We start from the raw sequence: 19491 nt of genomic DNA, 5'->3' as shown, positions 1-19491 counted from the left end.
TTCACCGAGGCCACCGACGTCGAACGATTGCCTGGGTCCTGGGTCAATGGAACACATCACACTGCTGCTCGCGATCGTGATCGTGACAGCGCTCGTGTTCGATTTCACGAACGGTTTCCACGACACCGCCAACGCGATGGCGACGACCATCTCGACCGGCGCTCTGAAGCCCAAGGTCGCGGTGGGCATGTCCGCGGTCCTGAATCTCGTCGGCGCGTTCCTGTCCGTGGAGGTCGCCAAGACGATCTCCGGCGGGCTCATCAACGAACAGGGCATCAGAACCGAAGTGATCTTCGCGGCGCTCGTCGGCGCCATCCTGTGGAATCTCTTCACCTGGCTGCTCGGACTCCCGTCCAGTTCCTCCCACGCACTCTTCGGCGGCCTGATCGGCGCGACCCTGATGTCCGTCGGCACCTCCGGCGTCAACGGCGGGGTCGTCATCACCAAGGTCCTGATCCCCGCACTCGCCGCCCCCGTCGTCGCCGGGCTCGCCGCCCTGCTCGCGACGAGGCTGACGTACCGGATCGGCCAGGCCGTCAACGACGGCGACGACCGGGTCACCGCCAAGGGTTACCGGGCCGGGCAGATCGCCTCCGCCGGGCTCGTCTCCCTCGCCCACGGCACCAACGACGCGCAGAAGACCATGGGCGTCATCACGCTCGCGCTGGTCACCGGCGGCGTTCTCGCCCCCGGCTCCAACCCGCCCCTGTGGGTCATCGTCTCCGCCGGGATCGCGATCGCGCTCGGCACGTACCTGGGCGGCTGGCGCATCATCCGCACCATGGGCACCGGCCTCACCGACCTCCAGCCGCAGCAGGGCTTCGCCGCCCAGACCAGCGCCGCGACGGTCATCCTGGCCTCCTCGCACCTGGGCTTCTCGCTCTCCACCACGCAGTCCTGCTCCGGCGCCGTGATGGGCGCGGGGCTCGGCCGCAAGGGCGGGGTGGTGCGCTGGTCCACGGCCACACGGATGTTCGTCGCCTGGGGGCTGACGCTCCCGGCCGCGGGTCTGGTCGCGGCCGGCGCCGAGTTCCTGACCGGCCAGGGCACCTGGGGCATCGTCGTCGTCGCGGTCCTGCTGATCGCGGGCTCCGCCGGGATCTGGCTCGCTTCGCGCCGCAAGCCCGTCGACCACACCAACGTCAACGCCGGGGCGGACGAAAGCACCGGAGCCGCCACCGGCGTCGCCACCGACGGCGGCTCGGGCCGGACCGGTGAGCCGGCCGGTGTGGTGACCGCCGCCGTCGCGGCCGTCACCCCGCCTCCCCCGGCGGGCGCCGCGGGCCAGGACCTCTCGGCCACCATCCCCGCCCCCGCGGACCAGACCGGCGAGCCCGCCCGCCGCGCCACGGTGTAATCCGCACCACCTCTCAGGAAGCGACCTCATGGACATCGACTGGGCAGCACTCGGCTCCGTCTTCGGCGTCAGCCTCGTGGCGACCGTCGCCCTCGTGGGCCTCTTCAGCCTGGGCGTCGTGGGCCTCGCCAAGCGGGGTTCCGCGCCCGCGCAGGGCCAGGCCGGGACCTCGGCCGCCGCCTCCACCCCCGCCACAGGACCGGCGCCCCTCACCGCCCGCGCCGGCGCCTACCTGTGCTTCGCGCTCTGCGCCGGAGCCGTCGCGTACGGGATCAGCCTCATCGTGGCCTGACGATCACGCACGCCACGCACGCCACACGCGCCACACGCGCCACGCACGCCCCCGCGGGAGCCCCGCATCGGCCGACCGGTCCGATGTGGGGCTCCGCACACTGTCCCGTCGCAGGTCAAGGATGAGTTGACGGGTCCTGCGCGGCGTGGTGGACTTCCGGGGCCATTGACGACGGCAGCAGAGGAAGCCGGTGCGAATCCGGCGCGGTCCCGCCACTGTCACTGTGAGCCTCGCCTCCAGGAGCCAGGAACTCTCGCCGTCGCATCACGTACGTCGAACCGGGGCGCGGACCCTGAGTGAGGACACTTCGCCATGCCTGGCTGCGGTTCTGCCGCCGCGCGCGGCGGCGGCCGGGCCGCCCCTGCCGCCGAGCGGGTCTTCGCGTACGGCGCCACCCTCGGACTCCTGGCCGACCGGCTGTTCGGCGATCCGCGCCGGGGACATCCGGTGGCCGCCTTCGGCCGGGCCGCGGAAGCGGTCGAGCGCGCGCTGTGGCGCGACCACCGCGGCCGGGGCGCGCTGCACACCGCGCTCTGCGCCGGAGCCGCTGCCGGGACCGCGGCACTGGCCGCGGCGGCGGTACGCGAGCGGCCCGCCGCCGCCGTGACGCTGACCGCCGCCGCGACCTGGGCCGTGGTGGGGGGCACCTCGCTGGGCCGGGAGGCACGGGCCGTCGGCGCGGCGCTCGCCGCCGGGGACCTCGAAGGGGCCCGCGGGCGGCTGCCGCATCTGTGCGGGCGTGACCCGTACTCCCTGGACGAGGGCCAGATCGCGCGCGCCGTCGTGGAGTCCGTCGCCGAGAACACCTCCGACGCCGTCGTCGGCGCCCTGGTGTGGGGCGCGCTCGCCGGGACGCCGGGGCTCGTGGGATTCCGCGCCGTGAACACGCTGGACGCGATGGTGGGTCACAAGAGCGCCCGTTACCGCCGGTTCGGCTGGGCGTCGGCCCGCCTCGACGACGTCGTGGGGTGGCCGGGGGCCCGGCTGACCGCCGCGCTGGCCGTCGCCGCGGGCCCGGACCGGCGCGGCGCGCTGCGGGCCCTGCGGCAGGACGCGCACCGCCATCCGAGCCCCAACGCGGGCCCGGTGGAGGCGTCGTTCGCCGGGGCGCTGGGCGTACGGCTCGGCGGGACCCTGGCGTACGGCGGGCGGGTGGAGCACCGGCCCGTCCTGAACGGCACGGGGCGCCCGGTCGGGGTCCCGGACATCGAGCGCGCCGTCCGGCTGGCCGGCCGGGTCAACGTGCTCGCGCTCGCGGCCTGTGTCACCGGCCGGGTCGTCTATGGCGCGGTGCGCGCAGCCGCCGCGCGCGACGGGAGGCGTGGATGAGCGGGAACGGTGGGGGCGCGGGGCTCGGCGGGGGGCTGCTGATCGCCGGGACGACCTCCGACGCGGGCAAGAGTGTCGTCACGGCGGGGATCTGCCGCTGGCTGGCGCGCCAGGGCGTGAAGGTCGCGCCGTTCAAGGGCCAGAACATGTCGCTGAACTCGTTCGTGACCCGTGAGGGGGCGGAGATCGGGCGCGCCCAGGCGATGCAGGCGCAGGCCGCGCGGGTGGAGCCGACCGCGCTGATGAACCCCGTCCTGCTCAAGCCGGGCAGCGACCGCAGCAGCCAGGTGGTGCTGATGGGGAAGCCCGTCGGCGAGCTGAGTGCCCGTGGCTACCACGGAGGTCGGCAGGAGGCACTGCTCGGGCCCGTTCTGGAGTGCCTGGCGGAGCTGCGGTCCACGTACGACGCCGTGATCTGCGAGGGCGCGGGCAGTCCGGCGGAGATCAATCTGCGCCGTACGGACATCGTGAACATGGGCATCGCGCGGGCCGCGCGGCTGCCGGTGGTCGTGGTCGGGGACATCGACCGGGGCGGGGTGTTCGCCTCCTTCTTCGGGACGACCGCGCTGCTGAGCCCCGAGGACCAGGCGCTGGTCGCGGGGTATCTCGTCAACAAGTTCCGGGGCGACGTGTCACTGCTGGAGCCGGGGCTCGACATGCTCCGCGGGCTGACCGGGCGGCCGACGCTCGGGGTGCTGCCCTTCCGGCACGGCCTGGGGATCGACGAGGAGGACGGGCTGCGGGTCTCGCTGCGCGGTGGCGCCCGCGAGTCGGTGGTGGCTCCCCCGTACGGCGAGGACGTGCTGCGGATCGCGGTCTGCGCCGTACCCCTCATGTCGAACTTCACCGATGTGGACGCGCTGGCGGCGGAGCCCGGGGTCGTGGTGCGGTTCGTGGACCGCCCCGAGGAGCTGGCCGACGCCGACCTGGTGATCGTGCCGGGCACGCGCGGCACGGTGCGGGCGCTGGCCTGGCTGCGGGAGCGCGGGCTCGCCGACGCGCTGGTCCTGCGGGCCGCCGAGGGCCGCCCCGTGCTGGGGATCTGCGGCGGCTACCAGATCCTCGGCGAGCGGATCGACGACGAGGTGGAGTCCCGGGCCGGGTCGGTGGCCGGGCTCGGACTGCTGCCCGTACGGGTCAGGTTCGACCGGGAGAAGACCCTCGCGCGGCCCGTCGGGGTGGCCCTCGGCGAGCGCGTCGAGGGGTACGAGATCCATCACGGCGTGGCGGACGTGCGCGGCGGGGACGCCTTCGTCTCGGACCCGGAGGGGCGGGCGCTGGACGGCTGCCGGGCCGGGGCCGTCCAGGGCACGCACTGGCACGGGGCACTGGAGAGCGACGCATTCCGGCGGCGGTTCCTGACGGAGGTGGCGCGGGCGGCCGGCCGGCGGTTCGTGCCCGCGCCCGGCACGAGCTTCGGCGCGCTGCGCGAGGAACAGCTCGACCTGCTCGCGGACCTCGTCGAGGAGCACGCGGACACGGCGGCGCTGCTGCGGCTGATCGAGGAGGGCGCCCCGGCGGGGCTGCCGTTCATCCCGCCGGGGGCGCCATGAGCGCCGGAGCCGGGGGCGCCCTGAGCGCGCCGCGCCGCCCCGGAGTCCGTCCGGTCATCGACGAGTCACTCGAACCCGAAGGAGCGATCAGCCTATGAGCACCCCCTTTCCGTTCACCGCCGTGGTGGGCATGGACGATCTGCGGCTCGGCCTGCTGCTGAACGCGGTCAGTCCGGCGGTCGGCGGCGTCCTGGTACGGGGTGAGAAGGGCACCGCGAAGTCGACGGCCGTACGGGCGCTGGCCGCGCTGCTCCCGGAGGTGCCGGTGGTGACGGGATGCCGGTTCAGCTGCGACCCGGCCGCGCCGGATCCGCGGTGCCCGGACGGGCCGCACGGGCCGCACGGGGCGGACGGGCGGGTGCCCGGCGGAGCGCGGGCCGCGCGGATGGTCGAGCTGCCCGTGGGCGCCTCCGAGGACCGGCTCGTGGGGGCCCTGGACATCGAACGGGCCCTGTCCGAGGGCGTGAAGGCGTTCGAGCCGGGGCTGCTCGCCGACGCGCACCGCGGGGTGCTGTACGTGGACGAGGTCAACCTGCTCCACGACCACCTGGTGGATCTGCTGCTGGACGCGGCGGCCATGGGTGCCTCGTACGTCGAGCGCGAGGGCGTCTCCGTACGGCACGCCGCGCGCTTCCTGCTGGTCGGGACGATGAACCCGGAGGAGGGCGAGCTGCGGCCGCAGTTGCTGGACCGCTTCGGGCTGACCGTCGAGGTCGCGGCGTCCCGCGAGCCCGATCTGCGGGTGGAGGTGGTCAGGCGGCGCCTCGCGTACGACGACGACCCGGCCGGGTTCGCGGCGCGCTGGGCCGGTGAGGAGAGCGCGCTGCGGGAACGGATCGTCGCGGCACGGGCCCTGCTGCCGGACGTACGCCTCGGGGACACGGCGCTGCGGCAGATCGCCGCGACCTGCGCCGCGTTCGAGGTGGACGGGATGCGCGCGGACATCGTGATGGCGCGGACGGCGACGGCGCTGGCCGCGTGGGCGGGGCGTACGGACGTCACCGCCGACGACGTCCGGCAGGCCGCGCTGCTGGCGCTACCGCACCGCAGGCGCCGCAACCCCTTCGACGCGCCGGGGCTCGACGAGGAGAAGCTCGACGAGACGCTGGAGGAGTTCAAGGGCGACGAGCGCGACGAGGACCCGGATCCGGACGGACCGGACGGACCGGATGGACCGGACGGGCCCGGGGGCGGCGGCGGGCAGCCGCCGGAGCAGGGCCCCGAGGCCCCCGAGGGCCCCGCGCAGGACGGACCGGCGCCGGACGACTCCGCCGTACCGCGGCAGCCGGAGCCCCAGCCGGAGGGCGAACAGCAGCGCCGGAACACCGGGGCCGGTGAGCAGTCCCCCGTACGGGCCGCCGAGCCGTTCCGTACGAAGGTGCTCAGCGTGCCGGGGCTGGGCGAGGGGGCGGCCGGGCGCCGCTCCCGGGCCCGTACCGAGCGCGGCAGGACGACCGGGTCCCGGCGGCCCCGGGCCAGGCTGACCACGCTGCATCTCGCGGCGACCGTACAGGCGGCGGCGCCGCACCAGCGGGCGCGCGGGCGCAGCGGTCCGGGGCTCGTGGTGCGCGCGGACGATCTGCGGCAGGCGACCAAGGAGGGGCGCGAGGGCAATCTCGTGCTGTTCGTGGTCGACGCGTCCGGGTCGATGGCGGCCAGGCGGCGGATGAGCGCCGTGAAGGGCGCGGTGCTCTCGCTGCTGCTCGACGCGTACCAGCGGCGCGACAAGGTCGGTCTGGTCACCTTCCGGGGCCGGGACGCGGAGCTGGCGCTGCCGCCGACGTCCTCGGTGGACGCGGCGGCGGCCCGTCTGGAGTCCCTGCCGACGGGCGGGCGGACCCCGCTGGCGGCCGGGCTGCTGAAGGCGCACGACGTACTGCGGGTGGAGCGGATGCGGGACCCGGCGCGCCGCCCGCTGCTGCTGGTGGTGACGGACGGGCGGGCGACGGGCGGCCGGGACCCGGTGGCGCTGGCGGCGCGCGCGGCGCGGCTGCACGCGGCGGACGGGACGGCGTCGGTGGTCGTGGACTGCGAGACCGGTCCGGTACGGCTCGGGCTCGCCGCGTCCCTCGCCGGTGAACTGGCGGGGACGGCGGTCACGCTGGACGAGCTGCGGGCCGACCGCATCGCCGGGCTGGTCAGGGACGTACAGCAGATGAGTGACGGACACCGCGACGGGCACGTCGCCAAGAACCCCAGGAGGGCCGCCTGATGCCGCAGGGACAGCCGGAGAACGTACCGGACGACGGTCTCACCACCCGTCAGCGCCGCAACCGTCCGCTGGTGCTGGTCCACACGGGCACCGGCAAGGGCAAGTCGACGGCGGCGTTCGGGCTCGCGCTGCGCGCCTGGACGCAGGGGTGGCCGGTCGGCGTCTTCCAGTTCGTGAAGTCCGCGAAGTGGAAGGTCGGCGAGGAGCGGGCGCTCAAGGTGCTCGGGGCGAGCGGCGAGGGCGGCTCCGTCTCCTGGCACAAGATGGGCGAGGGCTGGTCCTGGGTGCAGCGGGACGCGCAGTACTCCAACGAGGAGGCGGCGCGGGAGGGCTGGGAGCAGGTCAAGCGCGATCTGGCGGCCGAGACGCACAGGCTGTACGTGCTGGACGAGTTCGCGTACCCGCTGCACTGGGGGTGGGTGGCGACCGACGAGGTGATCGAGGTGCTGCGGAACCGGCCCGGGACCCAGCACGTGGTGATCACCGGGCGCAACGCGCCGCCCGAGCTGATGGACTTCGCGGACCTGGTCACGGAGATGACGAAGGTCAAGCATCCGATGGACGCGGGGCAGAAGGGCCAGAGGGGCATCGAGTGGTGAACGTCCCGCGTCTGGTCATCGCCGCGCCGTCCTCCGGAAGCGGGAAGACGACGGTCGCGACGGGCCTGATGGCGGCGTTCTCGGAGCGCGGCCTCGCCGTCTCCCCGCACAAGGTCGGGCCGGACTACATCGACCCCGGCTACCACACACTGGCGGTGTCGGCCGGTGACGGCCGCACGCGTCCTGGCCGGAACCTCGACGCGTACATGTGCGGCCCCGGGCTGATCGGGCCGCTGTTCGCGTACGGCGCGGCGGGGTGCGACCTGGCGATCGTCGAGGGCGTGATGGGGCTGTACGACGGCGCCTCCGACCAGGGCGAACTGGCCTCGACCGCCCAGGTGTCGAAGCTGCTGCGGGCGCCGGTGGTGCTGGTCGTGGACGCCTCGTCGCAGTCGCGTTCGGTGGCGGCGCTGGTGCACGGCTTCGCCTCCTGGGACCCGGAGGTGCGGATCGGCGGGGTGATCCTCAACAAGGTCGCCACCGACCGGCACGAGCGGCTGCTGCGGGACGCGCTGGACGGGTCCGGGGTGCCGGTCATGGGGGTGCTGCGCCGTACGGACCAGGTCGCCGCGCCCTCGCGCCACCTCGGTCTGGTGCCGGTGGCCGAGCGGCGTACGGACGCGCTCGACGCGACGCGGGAGCTGGCCGGGCGGGTCCGGGCCGGATGCGACCTGGAGGCGCTGCTGGCGCTGGCGCGCGGCGCGCCCGAATTGGCCACGGAGGCGTGGGAGCCGGGCGTGGCACCGGTGGTGGGCCCCGGGCGCGAGCGGCCGGTGATCGCGGTGGCCGGCGGGCCGGCGTTCACGTTCTCGTACGCGGAACACACCGAGCTGCTGACGGCGGCCGGCGCCGAGGTCGTCCCCTTCGACCCGCTGCGGGACGAGGCGCTGCCGGCGGCCACGCGCGGGGTGGTGATCGGCGGCGGCTTCCCCGAGGTGTACGCGCCGGAGCTGTCCGCCAACGAGCCGCTGCGCAAGGCGGTGGCGGAACTGGCGTACGCGGGCGCGCCGGTGGCCGCCGAGTGTGCCGGGTTGCTCTATCTGGCGCGCTCCCTGGACGGGAAGCCGATGTGCGGGGTGCTGCCCGCCGACGCGCGGATGTCGGGGCGGCTGACGCTGGGCTACCGGGAGGCGGTGGCGATCGGCGACAGTGCGCTGGCGGCGGCCGGGACCCGGGTACGGGGCCACGAGTTCCACCGGACGGTGCTGGAGCCGGGGGCCGGTGCGGAGCCCGCGTGGGGGGTGGTGCATCCCGGGCGCCGGGTGGAGGGGTTCGTCAGCGGCGGTGTGCACGCGAGCTATCTGCACACGCACTGGGCGGCGGCGCCGGAGATGGCGCGGCGGTTCGTGGCCCGGGCGGTGGGCGGGGACGGGGACGGGGACGGGGACGGGCGGTGAACGCCCTCCGGAACGCCTTCCCGAGCACCCTCCCGAACGCCTTTCTGTCCGAGGAGTCACCCGGCGATCCCCACCACCAGCCAGATGAAGCCCACGCCCAGGATGGTGCACAGGAGCGTGGAGCGCGCCGGGTGGTCGTGGTGCGCCTCGGGCAGGATCTCGGCGGCGGCGAGATAGAGCAGGACGCCGCCGAAGAACCCGAGGTAGCTGCCGAGCGCCTCCTCCGGGAGCGTGAAGAGCAGGGTGGACGCGGCACCGACGACCGGCGCGAGCGCGTCCGCGACGAGCATGGTGATCGCCCGGCGGCGGTCGTTCCCGTACAGGCTGGTGATCGTGTACGTGTTGAAGCCGTCGGCGAAGTCATGGGCGATGACGGCGAGGGCGACGGCCGTGCCCATGCCGCCGCCGACCTGGAAGGCCGCGCCGAGGGCGATGCCGTCCATCAGGCTGTGGCCCACCATGGCCGCGGCGGCGGTCAGCCCCAGCTGGGGGACGCGCCCGTCCGCGCCGGAGCCGGGCCCGTGGTGGGGATGCGCGCGAGGGGAAGTGCGGTCGTTTCCGGAGGCGTGGGCGTGGCCGGAGGCGTGGGCGTGGCCGCCGTGCGGGGCGCCGCCGTGGGACGCCTGCCGGACGGCGAGCAGCCGCTCGACCAGATGGGCGGCGAGGAAGCCGCCGACGAAGAGCAGCAGCGCCCGCGGCACCCCCAGGAACTCCTCGCCGGCGGCGCCCAGCGCCTCGGGCAGCAGGTCGAGGCCGACCACCCCGAGCATCAGCCCACCGGCCAGTCCGAGGACGAGATGGCGCCGGTCGGTGACGCGCTGCGCCGTCCAGCCGCCGAACAGCGTCATGAGGAACGCGCCGAGCGCGACGAAGACCGCCATGCGCCCCTGCATAGCCGATCGGAGCGGTCCCCCGCACCTCAGGAACCGCGTGACGGACTGGTGGTGGGGGTCGGCGCGCGCGCCGGGGCCGGTGCCGCGGAGGTGCTCGGGCTGATCGAGGAGACGCTGCGGGAGGCGGGGCTTCCGCCGTCCCGCGTGGTCGAGTTGGCGACGCTCGACGCGAAGGCCGGGGCCGCGGGGATCGCCGGGGCGGCGGCGCGGCTCGGTGTACCCGTACGGGGGTATCCGGCCGCGCTGCTGGCCGGGATCGCCGTACCGCGTCCGTCTGCCGCGCCCCTGTCGGCCGTGGGCACCGCGTCCGTCGCGGAGGCCGCGGCGCTCGCGGGCGGTGGGCGTCTGCTCGTGCCGAAACGGAAATCGAACCCCGTCGCCGGGCCCGCGCGGGCGACCTGCGCGGTGGCGTGCAGGGGCCAGTCGGAGTGGAACCGGCACGGAAGGAAATGATGTCGGTGTCGTCAGTGCCCGCCCCGGGCCGCCCGGCCGGCCCGCCGGCCCTTTCCGGCGGTCCGGGAACATCCCGTCCATCGAGAGCAGAGTGAACAGTGAGCATGGCACTCCACCAGCGCGGACCGAGCCCCCGGGAGCTGCCGGGATCCTGCCCCCGGCCGCCGTGGGCCCGGTCCGGCCGATCCGCCGCGATATCCGATGATCACCTCAGCGGCGGCCGCCATGTCTACGCGCGCTGACCGCTACGACCTGCGCCATCACGGCGACGCGGAGGTCCGGGACTGCGCGGAGGGCCTGGTCGACCTCGCCGTCAATGTCCGTACGGGCACGCCCCCGGTCTGGCTGCGCGAGCGGATCGCCGACTCGCTGACCGGGCTCGCCGCCTACCCCGACGGCCGCGCGGCGCGCGCGGCGGTCGCGGCGCGGCACGGGCTGCCGGTGGAGCGGGTGCTGCTGACGGCGGGGGCGGCGGAGGCGTTCGTACTGCTCGCGCGGGCGCTGCCGGCCCGCGCGCCCGTGGTCGTGCATCCGCAGTTCACGGAGCCGGAGGCGGCGCTGCGGGACGCGGGGCACGAGGTGCGCCGGGTGCTGCTGCGGGCGGGCGAGGGCTTCCGGCTCGATCCGGCGGAGGTGCCCGAGGAGGCCGATCTGGTGGTGATCGGCAACCCGACCAACCCGACGTCCGTGCTCCACCCGGCCGAGGCGATCGCGAAACTGGCCCGGCCGGGCCGGACGCTGGTGGTGGACGAGGCGTTCATGGACGCGGTACCGGGCGAGCCGGAGACGCTGGCGGCGCGTACGGACCTACCGGGCCTGGTGGTGCTGCGCAGCCTGACCAAGACCTGGGGGCTGGCCGGGCTGCGCATCGGGTACGTGCTGGCCGAGCCGGGCACCGTGGCGGCGCTGGAGCGCGTCCAGCCGCTGTGGCCGGTCTCGACACCCGCGCTGGCGGCGGCGCGGGCGTGCATGGAGCCCGCCGCGCTCGCGGAGGCGGAGCGGGCGGCGCGCGGGATGGCGGTGGAGCGCGCGCATCTGCTGGCGGGGCTGGCGGAGTTCGAGGAGGTACAGGTGGTGGCCGCGGCGGCGGGCCCGTTCGTCCTGATCGCGATGGACCGCGCGGACGCGGTACGGGCCCGGCTGCGCACCCTGGGCTTCGCGGCCCGACGCGGCGACACCTTCCCGGGCCTGGGCCCCCGCTGGCTCCGCCTGGCGGTCCGGGACCGCACCACGACGAACCGTTTCCTCCAGGCCCTCGACCAGGCGCTGACGGCGGTCGGGAACTGAGCGGGGTGCCCTTGGAGCAGGAAGCGTCCCCGGGTGACGGCCGGCCTGCCGCTCAGGCCAGTTCCCGGATCATGGGCGCGAGCCATGCGCCGTAGGCCGGTGTGTTTCTCCGCCGGCCCTCGCTCACCAGCACGTGGTCGCGCGCGACCCGCCACCCGGTCTCCTCGGCGACGGGGAGTTGGGTGACGATCAGGCGGAACGGGCGGGCTTTACGGCCGATCTCCGCCTCCACCGCACCGACCAGGCCCGCCTCGGGAGCGTACGACTCGTCACCGGCGGGGAAGCCCCCGCTCCGCCGGTGACGCCGGACGTTCCACGCCACCGCGTCGTCGAAACAGGCGCGGACCAGCGCGCCGAGCTGGGGGCAGCCGGCGAGCGCAGGAAAGTGCGGGGGGTAGAGCCCCTGGCCGGAGTCGGTCTCCCGCAGCAGTTCCCGGCTCCACCATCTCTCCCATTCGTCCGTCGTCCGCGCCCCGGCCAGGCGGGCGAAGTCGGAGCGGACGTCGACGGTCGGTGACAAGGGAGGGATGTCGGGATCCATGCGTGGCCGCAGCCCGGCGGCGTCCCGGGCGAACAAGCCGATCGTCAGGCTGTAGCGTTCCTGCACCTGTATCTGCCAACCGGGCGTGGTGAAAAGGCTCATGAGCATCTCCTCGATGGTCGTGACATGGGTTCGGAGTGGCGGACGGCTGACTGCCCGCTCCGCCGGCTCACCCCCGGCCCTCCAGTTCGGGCTCCCTTTCGGGCTGTGATCCGGCCGGTGCGGCGGGCGGGATCACCTTGCCCAGGGGTTTGGCCAGAGCCGCGTAGCCCAGAGCGGCCGCCATGCCGATGACAGCGCATCCGGCCCACAGGGTGTCGGAGCCGAACCGGTCGATGACGACACCGCCGAGCAACGGGCCCGCGAAGGTCCCTCCGGACAACGCCAGTGTGTAGATGCCCTGATAGCGGCCCCGGGCATGGGCCGGCGAGAGTGCTGCTGCCATGGACATGCTGGTCGGGTTGTGCATGATCTCGCCGATGGTCCATACGCAGACCGTCAGGATGTAGAAGGGCACGGAGTGAGCGAGGGCGGTGAGGCCGAAGCCGAAGCCCGAGAGCAGGGAGGCGATGATCAGGACGGTGACGGGCCTGACGCCCCTGAGGGCTCTGGTGACGGGAATCTGGGCGAGGACGACCACCAGTCCGTTCATGCTGATGACGATGCCGTAGTCCGCGCTGGAGAAGCCCTCCTTCCCCATGCTGACCGGCAGTGAAGTGGTGTACTGCATGAGCACGAGGGAGACCAGGAAGGACAGGAGGACCACGGCCATGAAGCGGCCGTCGCGCAGTACCGCGCCCAGCCCCGTCGCGGGGGGCGCGGACATGTCGGCGGTGTCGCCGGCGGCCGGGGCGTCCTGGGGCCTGGTCTCGGGCACCTTGAGGAAGATGACGACGGCGCACAGCAGGACGGACGCCGAGTTGCCGAGGAACAGCAGCAGGTATCCGTGCTCGGCGATCAGGCCGGCGGCGGCCGACGCCACTCCGAAACCGATGTTCACGGCCCAGTAGTTGAGCGAGAAGGCCCGGACGCGGTCCTTGTCCGGCACCAGGTCGGCGATGATCGCCTGGATGCAGGGCCGCGCGGCGTTGGCGGTCACCCCCAGGACGGTCACGACCACCGCGATCAACACGGGGTCCCGGCTGAATCCGAGGATCGCCATGGCGGCGGCGGTGGTCAGCTGGGAGATCAGGAGCGTGGGGCGGCGGCCCACACGGTCCGCCAGTACCCCCGCCACGACGGAGGCGACGGCGCCGCCCCCTCCGTACAACGCGGCCACCATGCCCGCGAAGCTGGCCGACAGGCCCCGTTCCGTCGTCAGGTAGAGCGCGAGGAACGTCGTCACGAAGCCGCCGAGCCGGTTGATCAGTGTGCTCGCCCACAACCACCAGAACTGGGACGGCAATCCGCCCATGGCGTCCTTGACGGCACGCGCCATGGGCGCCGGGCGTGGCAGGCCTGACACAAGACCCCCTGGGTCATGAGAGCGGAAAGGCGACGAGCAGACAAAGTAAGCAGCGCTCGACGCGAGCAAACATTACTCATCTGGCGGTCCGGCGCGACGACGAAAGGCGCCCTCGAACTAAATTTGGCCGGAAGCAGGTGACTGTTTCACGTAATTTCCACCCACTTAAACCCATACCCTGGGGTGGTATGACTGGCGAAATCCATCCTTGGTGATGGCCGGTGAGTTCTGTAGAGTCACAGATCGATCGACCGCCCGGTATGTGTTAACTATTGGGAAGGGAATCGCTTTGCAGAACGATGGCGTCTTATTTTCCTCCGCAAGGGTGGAATACGAAGAGAGCGGCTGGTACAGGTTTCCGTCACCGTTCAAAGAAGCGGGCCTGAAAAAGCTGCGGGAAAGCGTTGACGAAATCAGCCGGCAAGAGCGCCCCGAAGTCGTGCTGGAGAAGAACGGAAATGCCGTTCGCGCCCTCCACGGGTGCCACCTGTTCGACGATACCTGCGCCAGACTCGTCCGGCTTCCCACCCTGGTCGGGCTGGCCGAAGAACTCATAGGCGAGCCGGTCTACGTCTATCAGTTCAAGGTCAATCTGAAGCAGCCGCAAGAGGGGGCGGCCTGGCCCTGGCACCAGGATTTCGCCTTCTGGAGCAAGGAGGACGGCATGGCCGCGCCCCACGCGGTCAACATCGCCATCTTCCTCGACGACACGCATGAGGACAACGGCCCTCTTCAGGTGATCCCCGGCAGTCACCGGCTGGGCTTGATCGAGCCCAGCGTCGATGAGCAGGGAAAACGCAGCGGTGACTGGCGCAACCACGTGGCGGCCGACCTTGAGTACACGGTCCCGCGGCCCCAGGTCGACGCTCTGCTCCAGCGGACGGCGAAGCGGCCGGCGATCGGGCCGGCGGGCACCGTCTACGCCTTCCACCCCAGCATCGTGCACTCCTCGTCCGACAACCGGTCCATGGACCGCCGTGCGCTGCTGCTCATCACCTACAACGCGGTGAGCAACGCTCCCGCCTTCTCGCCCCGGCCTGAATTTCTTGTCAGCCGAGACGCATCTCCGGTAATTCCCCTGGCGGACGACGTTCTCTGAACGGCAGATAAACCTCAAGCGGAACAGTCCATTCCTGCGCGAAGCACAAGTCACCGCCGGCTCCGCATTCCGCACACCTCCTTCGCCGCGCCGACACGCAGCCCCGGGTGCCGCATTCCGGACCTTCACGACGCTCGCCGGTCGGCACCGCGAGCATCACTCCCATCGCCTACAGAGAACGGTCGGCATGGCAATCATATTTCTTGAAGCAAACAACACGGGTACCGCTTCCGACGCGATGCTGCTTGCTGCCGAGCACGGATACGACCTGGTATTCGTCACCATGCAGCAGGAGTTCTACCAGGCTCTTCCGGACAACCCGATGAAACACTGCAGTAAAATCATCACCATCCGCGACAGCTACAACGTCGCCGAAGTGCTCGCTGCCATGAGGCACCTCGACGTCGAAGCGGTCATTTCCTTCGACGACTACCACCTCGTCACCGCGTCGCTCTGTGCCCAGGTGCTCGGGCTGCCGCACGCGGACGTCCCCGGCCTTGTGGCGGCCCGGTACAAGGACCTGACCCGCGAGCTGACGAGCCACCTGGGCGGTGGGACCTGGTTCCGAACGGTCCCTGAGGACGAGATCGGCACGATCGACGCGGAGTCGCTGACGTACCCCCTGGTGGTGAAACCTGTGGACGAGAGCGGCAGTGTGTTCGTCCGCCTCTGCCACACACCGGCCGACGTCAGAGCGGTCACCGATCTCTACCGGGCCCACGTCGTCAACACGCGCGGCTACCGTCCTCGTCGGGCCGTGCTTCTGGAGCAGTTCATCGAGGGCGACGAGTACAGCTGCGAGCTGTACTGGGACGCGGAGCGGGGCTGGCGGGTCGCCGGCCTCACACAGAAGTACCTGGGCGGACCACCGCACTTCGTGGAACGCGGCCATGTGTTCCCCGCCCCGATGCCGGCCCCGCTCGCGGAGCGGGTCGGTCAGCAGGTACTGCGCTGGGTGGAGGCCATCGGGCTACGCGGCGGGGCGGCCCATGTCGAGTGCCGCGTCAACGACGACGGCGTACATCTCATCGAGGTCAATCCACGGCTGCCCGGCGGTCACATCACCCAACTGGTCCAGTGGTGCACGGGCATCGACATGGTGGCCGGATTCCTGGACTTCCACCTTCGGTCCAAGATCGCGCACTCGGCATCCGAGCCGCGCTTCGCGGCGGCCGCCAGCCGGTTCATCATGCCCGAGGAAGTCTCCGCCGACGTGACGCCGGACGAGGTCAGGGCCGCCTTCGCACGGCTTCCCAGCTATCAGCGTGGCCGGGTTCAGCCCGGCACCTGGTCACCGGGGCGCGGAGCACGGACCAACTACGACCGGATCGGTTACGCCCTGTTGGCGGGGGCCGAACCGGCCCGCGTCCGTTCGGATCTGGACGCGCTGGCACACGACCTCGGGGCCGCGGCCGGGCGGTGACCACCGCGGGCCCCCTTGTGCAAACCGACAACTGCGAACTGACAACCGCGAACTGACGACTGCGAACTGACAACTTCGGACTGACAACTTCGGACTGACAACTTCGGACTGACGACACGGAGGTTTTTCCATGGGGCACAAGGTTCTCGTACTGATCTCCCGTATGCAGGAGTACCGGCTGGACAACCACTCACTGATCCCGAACGGCCTGCTCCGTTGTGGGCACGAAGTGCATGTGGCCGACATCGAGACCCTGGGCATCAGCGCGGGCACCGTGATGTGCGACATGTTCCAACTGGACCGCGAGTACCACAAGGGAGTCCCGTTCCCGGACATGCTGCTCACCAGGCGCAGCGCCGAGGACTTCGAACTCGTATGGCTGCTGACCAGCCCGCACCCGAACCTGTTCCTCGACACCTACCAGCTCCTGTGGGTGCTCAACCAGCGGGTTCCGTTCGTGAACGACGCGAGCGCCGTGCTCTTCCTCAACAGCAAGAACTGCCTTCCGGCCGCGATCGACGAAGACCATCTGCCCACCTCTTATGTGTCGAACAGCTTCGACGAGCTGAATGCCGTGGTCACCGAGTCTTCCGACCGGTCGTGGATCCTCAAGCCGGGCAACGAAGGCTGCGGCGCCGACATCTACTACGTCAATGCCCGGGAGAAGAACTTCAGGGCCCTGCTCCAGTCCGCGACGGGGAACGAGGTGTCCCGCTACGAGAACTACGGGCGTCAGACCGTCGGCCTGTCCAGCAAGTACGTCGCCATGCAGGAGTACATCCCCACGGTGGCGGAGAACGAGAAGCGCGTGCTGCTCGCGGGCGGCGTCCCCGTGTGCGGTTTCCACCGCTACCACAACGACGACGACCACCGCGCCAACGCGACCCTGGGCAACAAGTTCTCCGAACTGGTCCTGACGGCCGACGAGGAGGCGTTCTGCCACGACCTCGGCAAGTCGCTGATGAGCCAAGGGATCTACTTCGCCGGAATCGACCTGGCGTACCCCTACGTTCTGGAACTCAACCTGGAGAATCCGGGGGCGATCAACTGGACCATCCGGTCCACGGGGGTGGACCGGACTCCGGAGGTCGTGAACCACCTGATGACGGCCCTGGAACGGGACGGCCGGCTGAAGGCATCCTCGATATGAGGAGCCGGGGGCGTGCGTCCGGTCTGCTCGCCGCCGGCCTGACGGACAGCTGGCAGGAGTACGAGAAGGCGGTCGGACCGGCTGTGGCCCAGGAGGACATGAGCCTCTTCCACGCCGGTATCCACCGCGAAGGCTGGCCGCACATCTTTCCGCCCCCGCTGTTCTCCGTCGCGTTCGAGAAGGAACTCGCCCATGCGGCCCGGAGCGTGATGGACCTGCTCTGCGCGATTCCCGGCAGGGTCTTCGGCGGCGACATGGCGGCCTGGATATCCTTCCAGGGCATCGCGGACGACGACGCGCGTCTGCTCATCCGTACGCTCTCCGCACGCGGAGAGGCGATGGCTCGCCAGTTCGCCCGGCCGGACTTCGTCCTCACCGAGGAAGGCCCACGGATCGTCGAGGTGAACGTCTCGGCACCGATGGGCGGAATGAACACCCACGACCCGTATGTACGCCAGTTCAGAAGATCCGGCTACCACCGCTTCCTGCGCGAGATCGGCTACGAGGCAGGCGCTCCCGACATGACGGCGGCATGGGGCAGGGCATTTCACCGCCTCGTCCGGCAGGCGCCGGCCGGGAGGCGTCCGGTGGTTTTCGAGGCGGTCGCCGACCGGCACGACCTGAACTCCGGGCGCAAGGCCTTCGAGAAGCTGGTCGGCTCTCTCGGCTTCGACTGTGTCAGCGGCATGGTGCAGGACCTGGAGATCCGAGGTGGCGGCGTCTTCCATCAGGGCCGACGTGTCGATGTCGTCTTCACGATGTACACCTGGCAGGAGACCCGCCGGTTCGTTCCGCCCGAGACGACCGAAGCCCTCTGCGACGCGGACGCCGATGGGCTGGTGGACTTCGTCGCACCGCCGACCGCCGCCCTGTACAACAGCAAGTCCAATCTTGAGATCCTCACTTCACCCGCCTTCTCCAGCCACTTCACCGCGGCTGAACGGTCCTTCGTCCGGTCCTGTATCCCGAGAACGTTCCGGGTGACGCGGGAGACCCTGGAGGAAGCGCTCTCCGGACAGGACGAATGGGTGCTCAAGCCGGCATCCGACTACGGCGGCCGGGGCATCGTCTTCGGGCCCGCCGTGGCACCTGCCGAATGGAAACGGATACTGACCGGGGCCGCGCGGTCCGAGACCGGTCATGTGTGCCAGCGGATACTGGCCCGGCCCTGGCACTGTCCGGGAGTGGACGCCACGGGCCGCCGCGAATACCACGTCTGCCTCGGCCCCTTGGTGTTCGGCGGTGCATACGCCGGCACTTTCGTGCGCTGGGCCGACGCGGAGAGCGGCAACCGCGTCATCAACGTCAAGCGAGGCGCGGAAGCAGGCGCTCTGCTGACCGCGCGACCGGCCGGGCGGTGAACGGCGGGCGGCACGGTGTCCCGGCAGCGCCACCGCGGGAACACGTCCCGCCGGACCGTGTCCAGGAAGGACACCGACGCCGCCCGCTCAACGCCCCCGGGTACGAACCGACCGGTGCTTCCGGCCTCAGCCCCCGTCACTGTCCCGACCTGACAAAAGGAGCCACGGTGGTCTACGAGAACATCCTGGAACCCCTTGGTGACACACCTGTCGTGAGGATTCGCCGGCTGCTCCCCCACCCGGGCGACCGCATCTACATCAAACTCGAAGGAGGCAACCCCTCGGGAAGCATCAAGGACCGCGCCGCCCTCCACATGGTGGAACAGGCGGAAAGAAAAGGGTTACTGGCATCCGGCTCCACGATCGTCGAGTCCACTTCGGGCAACCTGGGCAAGGCGCTGGCCCTCATCGGAGCGGTCAAGCGGTACAGCGTCATCCTGGTCGTCGATCCCAAGACACCGCGTTCGGTTCTGTCGTACGCCACCACGCTCGGCGCGGAACTGGACATGGTGACCCAACCGGACGCCAACGGCAGTTTCCAGTCCACCCGCCTCCGTCGCGTGCGCGAACTCGTCGAGCGGATCCCGCACGCCGTCACCCTCAACCAGTACGACAACCCCGACAACCCGCGGGCTCACGCCACCCACACCGCACCGGAGATCGTCAAGGACTTCGACGACCTGGGAGCGCTGATCGCCACGGTGAGCACGGGGGGCCATCTCAGCGGCCTCGGCACAGCGCTCAAGGAGCACTTTCCGGATCTCCATGTCCGCGCGGTCGACGCCGTCGGATCCGCGGCCTTCGGGCCCCCGTTCACCCCGTACAAGATGCGCGGAATCGGTCTCAGCTGGACACCGGGCAACCTTCGGACGGCGTGCGTGGACTCGCTCCACCGGGTCACCGATATCGAGGCACTGTCGCTGTGCCGGGTACTGGCCGCCGAAGAAGGCATCCTGCTCGGCGAGTCCGGCGGGGCAGCCGTCTTCGCCGCTCTCACCTACGCCACGGCCCACCCGGGGAGACCGGTGCTCGCCATCGCCCCCGACTCGGGCGCCAACTACCTGTACGAGTCCTACGATG

15 protein-coding genes, 2 pseudogenes and 1 riboswitch are annotated in these 19491 nt (G+C 71.6%); of the genes and pseudogenes, 14 read left to right on the top strand and 3 right to left on the bottom strand.

The annotated features are described in order from the left end of the window. The first annotated feature begins 46 nt into the window (after window positions 1-46). The 7 genes from AB0P17_RS08460 (at window position 47) to AB0P17_RS08430 (ending at window position 8739) form a co-directional block, all read left to right on the top strand. On the top strand, window positions 47-1357 hold the full coding sequence (locus AB0P17_RS08460) for an inorganic phosphate transporter (RefSeq protein WP_365808787.1): 1311 nt from the start codon (window positions 47-49) through the stop codon (window positions 1355-1357). Window positions 1358-1385: 28 nt separating this feature from the next. After that, window positions 1386-1649, top strand: coding sequence for a hypothetical protein (locus AB0P17_RS08455; protein ID WP_365808785.1), 264 nt, complete (start codon window positions 1386-1388; stop codon window positions 1647-1649). Window positions 1650-1804: 155 nt separating this feature from the next. Beyond that, a riboswitch (cobalamin riboswitch) is annotated at window positions 1805-1925 on the top strand. A 36-nt stretch (window positions 1926-1961) separates the two neighbouring features. Then, window positions 1962-2978 carry a cobalamin biosynthesis protein gene (locus AB0P17_RS08450; RefSeq protein WP_365808783.1) on the top strand — a complete coding sequence of 339 codons (1017 nt, stop codon included), beginning with the start codon at window positions 1962-1964 and terminating at the stop codon, window positions 2976-2978. Beyond that, window positions 2975-4531 carry a cobyric acid synthase gene (locus tag AB0P17_RS08445; protein ID WP_365808781.1) on the top strand — a complete coding sequence of 519 codons (1557 nt, stop codon included), beginning with the start codon at window positions 2975-2977 and terminating at the stop codon, window positions 4529-4531. The genes AB0P17_RS08450 and AB0P17_RS08445 overlap by 4 nt, the downstream gene beginning before the upstream one ends. A gap of 94 nt (window positions 4532-4625) precedes the next feature. After that, a complete protein-coding gene (locus AB0P17_RS08440) occupies window positions 4626-6743 on the top strand; it encodes a putative cobaltochelatase (protein WP_365808779.1) in 2118 nt (705 codons plus the stop codon). Further along, a complete protein-coding gene (cobO, locus tag AB0P17_RS08435; protein WP_365808778.1) occupies window positions 6743-7342 on the top strand; it encodes a cob(I)yrinic acid a,c-diamide adenosyltransferase in 600 nt (199 codons plus the stop codon). Before AB0P17_RS08440 ends, cobO begins: the two co-directional genes overlap by 1 nt. Beyond that, window positions 7336-8739: a cobyrinate a,c-diamide synthase gene (locus tag AB0P17_RS08430; protein ID WP_365808777.1), complete on the top strand. Its 1404-nt coding sequence runs from the start codon at window positions 7336-7338 to the stop codon at window positions 8737-8739. The genes cobO and AB0P17_RS08430 overlap by 7 nt, the downstream gene beginning before the upstream one ends. Window positions 8740-8795: 56 nt before the next feature. Here the strand turns inward: AB0P17_RS08430 and AB0P17_RS08425 are convergent, their stop codons facing one another. Next, window positions 8796-9620 (bottom strand): ZIP family metal transporter, encoded by an 825-nt coding sequence (locus AB0P17_RS08425; protein ID WP_365808775.1) that lies wholly within the window; start codon window positions 9618-9620, stop codon window positions 8796-8798. 6 nt (window positions 9621-9626) lie between these two features. On the opposite strand from AB0P17_RS08425, the pseudogene AB0P17_RS08420 reads away from it, so the two are divergent. Together AB0P17_RS08420 and cobC are read left to right on the top strand one after the other, a co-directional pair. Then, a pseudogene (locus tag AB0P17_RS08420) lies at window positions 9627-10043 on the top strand (cobalamin biosynthesis protein); the annotation flags it as partial. 243 nt (window positions 10044-10286) lie between these two features. Then, window positions 10287-11372: an Rv2231c family pyridoxal phosphate-dependent protein CobC gene (gene cobC, locus AB0P17_RS08415; RefSeq protein ID WP_365808773.1), complete on the top strand. Its 1086-nt coding sequence runs from the start codon at window positions 10287-10289 to the stop codon at window positions 11370-11372. A gap of 52 nt (window positions 11373-11424) precedes the next feature. On the opposite strand, the gene AB0P17_RS08410 is transcribed toward cobC, so the two are convergent. Together AB0P17_RS08410 and AB0P17_RS08405 are read right to left on the bottom strand one after the other, a co-directional pair. Further along, window positions 11425-12015, bottom strand: a complete 591-nt coding sequence (locus tag AB0P17_RS08410) for a hypothetical protein (RefSeq protein ID WP_365808771.1) — start codon at window positions 12013-12015, stop codon at window positions 11425-11427. A 67-nt stretch (window positions 12016-12082) separates the two neighbouring features. Beyond that, window positions 12083-13351, bottom strand: coding sequence for an MFS transporter (locus tag AB0P17_RS08405; RefSeq protein WP_365808769.1), 1269 nt, complete (start codon window positions 13349-13351; stop codon window positions 12083-12085). Window positions 13352-13703: 352 nt separating this feature from the next. On the opposite strand from AB0P17_RS08405, the gene AB0P17_RS08400 reads away from it, so the two are divergent. The 5 genes and pseudogenes from AB0P17_RS08400 to AB0P17_RS08380 form a co-directional block, all read left to right on the top strand. Then, complete coding sequence (locus tag AB0P17_RS08400) at window positions 13704-14477, top strand: phytanoyl-CoA dioxygenase family protein (protein WP_365808768.1); 774 nt, start codon at window positions 13704-13706, stop codon at window positions 14475-14477. Between the two features lie 187 nt (window positions 14478-14664). Next, on the top strand, window positions 14665-15900 hold the full coding sequence (locus AB0P17_RS08395) for an ATP-grasp domain-containing protein (RefSeq protein WP_365808766.1): 1236 nt from the start codon (window positions 14665-14667) through the stop codon (window positions 15898-15900). Window positions 15901-16030: 130 nt separating this feature from the next. Next, window positions 16031-17050, top strand: coding sequence for a glutathione synthase (locus AB0P17_RS08390; protein ID WP_365808764.1), 1020 nt, complete (start codon window positions 16031-16033; stop codon window positions 17048-17050). After that, the gene (locus AB0P17_RS08385) at window positions 17047-18411 is read left to right on the top strand and encodes a hypothetical protein (RefSeq protein WP_365808763.1); all 1365 of its coding nucleotides are present in this window, start codon (window positions 17047-17049) and stop codon (window positions 18409-18411) included. The genes AB0P17_RS08390 and AB0P17_RS08385 overlap by 4 nt, the downstream gene beginning before the upstream one ends. Further along, window positions 18408-19445, top strand: a pseudogene (locus AB0P17_RS08380) (cysteine synthase family protein); the annotation flags it as partial. The gene AB0P17_RS08385 and the pseudogene AB0P17_RS08380, both read left to right, overlap by 4 nt. Window positions 19446-19491 lie beyond the last annotated feature (46 nt).

The sequence above is a fragment of the Streptomyces sp. NPDC088124 genome, assembly GCF_040685895.1.
In the GTDB taxonomy this organism is placed as follows: Bacteria; Actinomycetota; Actinomycetes; order Streptomycetales; family Streptomycetaceae; genus Streptomyces.
The sequence above is the reverse complement of the archived record's forward strand: the minus strand, read 5'-3'. Positions and strand labels throughout refer to the sequence as shown.

Bases quoted from the DNA above. Each gene is read 5' to 3' on its own strand.
- AB0P17_RS08460 (WP_365808787.1), top strand. From the start codon at position 47: ATGGAACACATCACACTGCTGCTCGCGATCGTGATCGTGACAGCGCTC.
- AB0P17_RS08455 (WP_365808785.1), top strand. From the start codon at position 1,386: ATGGACATCGACTGGGCAGCACTCGGCTCCGTCTTCGGCGTCAGCCTC.
- AB0P17_RS08450 (WP_365808783.1), top strand. From the start codon at position 1,962: ATGCCTGGCTGCGGTTCTGCCGCCGCGCGCGGCGGCGGCCGGGCCGCC.
- AB0P17_RS08445 (WP_365808781.1), top strand. From the start codon at position 2,975: ATGAGCGGGAACGGTGGGGGCGCGGGGCTCGGCGGGGGGCTGCTGATC.
- AB0P17_RS08440 (WP_365808779.1), top strand. From the start codon at position 4,626: ATGAGCACCCCCTTTCCGTTCACCGCCGTGGTGGGCATGGACGATCTG.
- cobO (WP_365808778.1), top strand. From the start codon at position 6,743: ATGCCGCAGGGACAGCCGGAGAACGTACCGGACGACGGTCTCACCACC.
- AB0P17_RS08425 (WP_365808775.1), bottom strand. From the start codon at position 9,620: ATGGCGGTCTTCGTCGCGCTCGGCGCGTTCCTCATGACGCTGTTCGGC.
- cobC (WP_365808773.1), top strand. From the start codon at position 10,287: ATGATCACCTCAGCGGCGGCCGCCATGTCTACGCGCGCTGACCGCTAC.
- AB0P17_RS08410 (WP_365808771.1), bottom strand. From the start codon at position 12,015: ATGAGCCTTTTCACCACGCCCGGTTGGCAGATACAGGTGCAGGAACGC.
- AB0P17_RS08405 (WP_365808769.1), bottom strand. From the start codon at position 13,351: ATGGCGCGTGCCGTCAAGGACGCCATGGGCGGATTGCCGTCCCAGTTC.
- AB0P17_RS08395 (WP_365808766.1), top strand. From the start codon at position 14,665: ATGGCAATCATATTTCTTGAAGCAAACAACACGGGTACCGCTTCCGAC.
- AB0P17_RS08390 (WP_365808764.1), top strand. From the start codon at position 16,031: ATGGGGCACAAGGTTCTCGTACTGATCTCCCGTATGCAGGAGTACCGG.
- AB0P17_RS08385 (WP_365808763.1), top strand. From the start codon at position 17,047: ATGAGGAGCCGGGGGCGTGCGTCCGGTCTGCTCGCCGCCGGCCTGACG.